The organism is Psychrobacter sp. W2-37-MNA-CIBAN-0211 (assembly GCF_040309405.1).
Lineage (GTDB): Bacteria > Pseudomonadota > Gammaproteobacteria > Pseudomonadales > Moraxellaceae > Psychrobacter > Psychrobacter glaciei.
This window is the reverse complement of the sequence record NZ_JBEOOU010000027.1, coordinates 1-3,780: the sequence shown is the minus strand read 5'-3', so window position 1 is coordinate 3,780 and position 3,780 is coordinate 1. Positions and strand designations below refer to the sequence as shown.

The 3,780-nt window shown below is 51.6% G+C and carries 4 protein-coding genes; 2 read left to right on the top strand and 2 right to left on the bottom strand.

What is annotated here, in order from left to right; genetic code table 11:
- The first annotated feature begins 151 nt into the window (after positions 1-151).
- Entirely contained in the window at positions 152-448 is a 297-nt protein-coding gene (locus AAEY72_RS14065; RefSeq protein WP_082140804.1) for an ATP-grasp domain-containing protein, read from the top strand.
- Entirely contained in the window at positions 427-942 is a 516-nt protein-coding gene (locus tag AAEY72_RS14060; protein WP_048014406.1) for a phage tail tape measure protein, read from the top strand. Before AAEY72_RS14065 ends, AAEY72_RS14060 begins: the two co-directional genes overlap by 22 nt.
- Before the next feature lie 1,358 nt (positions 943-2,300).
- Here the strand turns inward: AAEY72_RS14060 and AAEY72_RS14055 are convergent.
- Both AAEY72_RS14055 and AAEY72_RS14050 read right to left on the bottom strand, forming a co-directional pair.
- A complete protein-coding gene (locus tag AAEY72_RS14055; protein ID WP_000027050.1) occupies positions 2,301-3,161 on the bottom strand; it encodes a broad-spectrum class A beta-lactamase TEM-116 in 861 nt (286 codons plus the stop codon).
- A 345-nt stretch (positions 3,162-3,506) separates the two neighbouring features.
- The coding region (locus AAEY72_RS14050) for a hypothetical protein (RefSeq protein ID WP_502945385.1) at positions 3,507-3,780 on the bottom strand (274 nt) is incomplete at its 5' end.

Here is a 3,780-nt window from a genome sequence, read left to right as displayed (position 1 = left end):
CACCTGTCCTACGAGTTGCATGATAAAGAAGACAGTCATAAGTGCGGCGACGATAGTCATGCCCCGCGCCCACCGGAAGGAGCTGACTGGGTTGAAGGCTCTCAAGGGCATCGGTCGAATCGGATCCCGGGCCCGTCGACTAGGCCTGAAAATGCAATCAACTTTTCCCGGTTGTGGTATATTTGGTGTGGAAATGTTCTATTTAGAAACAGGGGAATTGCTTATTAACGAAATTGCCCCAAGGCCTCACAACTCTGGACATTATACCATTGATGCTTGCGTCACTTCTCAATTTGAAGCTCATTTGAGATCAATATTGGATTTGCCAATGCCAAAGAATTTCACATCTTTCTCCACCATTACAACGAACGCCATTATGCTAAATGTTCTTGGAGACAAACATACAAAAGATAAAGAGCTAGAAACTTGCGAAAGAGCAAAGGCCTGAAGTCCGGCTGGAGTGAGTGGGAAGAGAGCGCCACGGACAGTATGTCGCAGGTAAAAAGTGCAGCCACGCAGACCTTTGATGGTATTGCACAGAATATGGCGGCGATGCTGACCGGCAGTGAGCAGAACTGGCGCAGCTTCACCCGTTCCGTGCTGTCCATGATGACAGAAATTCTGCTTAAGCAGGCAATGGTGGGGATTGTCGGGAGTATCGGCAGCGCCATTGGCGGGGCTGTTGGTGGCGGCGCATCCGCGTCAGGCGGTACAGCCATTCAGGCCGCTGCGGCGAAATTCCATTTTGCAACCGGAGGATTTACGGGAACCGGCGGCAAATATGAGCCAGCGGGGATTGTTCACCGTGGTGAGTTTGTCTTCACGAAGGAGGCAACCAGCCGGATTGGCGTGGGGAATCTTTACCGGCTGATGCGCGGCTATGCCACCGGCGGTTATGTCGGTACACCGGGCAGCATGGCAGACAGCCGGTCGCAGGCGTAGGCCTGCATGCAAGCTCCTTCTGGGGCCGGACGGCATGACATCGCTGCGCGAATATGCCGGTTATCACGGCGGTGGCAGCGGATTTGGAGGGCAGTTGCGGTCGTGGAACCCACCGAGTGAAAGTGTGGATGCAGCCCTGTTGCCCAACTTTACCCGTGGCAATGCCCGCGCAGACGATCTGAGCTTGGCGTAATCATGTCATAGCTGTTTCCTGTGTGAAATTGTTATCCGCTCACAATTCCACACAACATACGAGCCGGAAGCATAAAGTGTAAAGCCTGGGGTGCCTAATGAGTGAGCTAACTCACATTAATTGCGTTGCGCTCACTGCCCGCTTTCCAGTCGGGAAACCTGTCGTGCCAGCTGCATTAATGAATCGGCCAACGCGCGGGGAGAGGCGGTTTGCGTATTGGGCGCTCTTCCGCTTCCTCGCTCACTGACTCGCTGCGCTCGGTCGTTCGGCTGCGGCGAGCGGTATCAGCTCACTCAAAGGCGGTAATACGGTTATCCACAGAATCAGGGGATAACGCAGGAAAGAACATGTGAGCAAAAGGCCAGCAAAAGGCCAGGAACCGTAAAAAGGCCGCGTTGCTGGCGTTTTTCCATAGGCTCCGCCCCCCTGACGAGCATCACAAAAATCGACGCTCAAGTCAGAGGTGGCGAAACCCGACAGGACTATAAAGATACCAGGCGTTTCCCCCTGGAAGCTCCCTCGTGCGCTCTCCTGTTCCGACCCTGCCGCTTACCGGATACCTGTCCGCCTTTCTCCCTTCGGGAAGCGTGGCGCTTTCTCATAGCTCACGCTGTAGGTATCTCAGTTCGGTGTAGGTCGTTCGCTCCAAGCTGGGCTGTGTGCACGAACCCCCCGTTCAGCCCGACCGCTGCGCCTTATCCGGTAACTATCGTCTTGAGTCCAACCCGGTAAGACACGACTTATCGCCACTGGCAGCAGCCACTGGTAACAGGATTAGCAGAGCGAGGTATGTAGGCGGTGCTACAGAGTTCTTGAAGTGGTGGCCTAACTACGGCTACACTAGAAGAACAGTATTTGGTATCTGCGCTCTGCTGAAGCCAGTTACCTTCGGAAAAAGAGTTGGTAGCTCTTGATCCGGCAAACAAACCACCGCTGGTAGCGGTGGTTTTTTTGTTTGCAAGCAGCAGATTACGCGCAGAAAAAAAGGATCTCAAGAAGATCCTTTGATCTTTTCTACGGGGTCTGACGCTCAGTGGAACGAAAACTCACGTTAAGGGATTTTGGTCATGAGATTATCAAAAAGGATCTTCACCTAGATCCTTTTAAATTAAAAATGAAGTTTTAAATCAATCTAAAGTATATATGAGTAAACTTGGTCTGACAGTTACCAATGCTTAATCAGTGAGGCACCTATCTCAGCGATCTGTCTATTTCGTTCATCCATAGTTGCCTGACTCCCCGTCGTGTAGATAACTACGATACGGGAGGGCTTACCATCTGGCCCCAGTGCTGCAATGATACCGCGAGACCCACGCTCACCGGCTCCAGATTTATCAGCAATAAACCAGCCAGCCGGAAGGGCCGAGCGCAGAAGTGGTCCTGCAACTTTATCCGCCTCCATCCAGTCTATTAATTGTTGCCGGGAAGCTAGAGTAAGTAGTTCGCCAGTTAATAGTTTGCGCAACGTTGTTGCCATTGCTACAGGCATCGTGGTGTCACGCTCGTCGTTTGGTATGGCTTCATTCAGCTCCGGTTCCCAACGATCAAGGCGAGTTACATGATCCCCCATGTTGTGCAAAAAAGCGGTTAGCTCCTTCGGTCCTCCGATCGTTGTCAGAAGTAAGTTGGCCGCAGTGTTATCACTCATGGTTATGGCAGCACTGCATAATTCTCTTACTGTCATGCCATCCGTAAGATGCTTTTCTGTGACTGGTGAGTACTCAACCAAGTCATTCTGAGAATAGTGTATGCGGCGACCGAGTTGCTCTTGCCCGGCGTCAATACGGGATAATACCGCGCCACATAGCAGAACTTTAAAAGTGCTCATCATTGGAAAACGTTCTTCGGGGCGAAAACTCTCAAGGATCTTACCGCTGTTGAGATCCAGTTCGATGTAACCCACTCGTGCACCCAACTGATCTTCAGCATCTTTTACTTTCACCAGCGTTTCTGGGTGAGCAAAAACAGGAAGGCAAAATGCCGCAAAAAAGGGAATAAGGGCGACACGGAAATGTTGAATACTCATACTCTTCCTTTTTCAATATTATTGAAGCATTTATCAGGGTTATTGTCTCATGAGCGGATACATATTTGAATGTATTTAGAAAAATAAACAAATAGGGGTTCCGCGCACATTTCCCCGAAAAGTGCCACCTGACGTCTAAGAAACCATTATTATCATGACATTAACCTATAAAAATAGGCGTATCACGAGGCCCTTTCGTCTCGCGCGTTTCGGTGATGACGGTGAAAACCTCTGACACATGCAGCTCCCGGAGACGGTCACAGCTTGTCTGTAAGCGGATGCCGGGAGCAGACAAGCCCGTCAGGGCGCGTCAGCGGGTGTTGGCGGGTGTCGGGGCTGGCTTAACTATGCGGCATCAGAGCAGATTGTACTGAGAGTGCACCATATGCGGTGTGAAATACCGCACAGATGCGTAAGGAGAAAATACCGCATCAGGCGCCATTCGCCATTCAGGCTGCGCAACTGTTGGGAAGGGCGATCGGTGCGGGCCTCTTCGCTATTACGCCAGCTGGCGAAAGGGGGATGTGCTGCAAGGCGATTAAGTTGGGTAACGCCAGGGTTTTCCCAGTCACGACGTTGTAAAACGACGGCCAGTGCCAAGCTTGCATGCCTGCAGGTC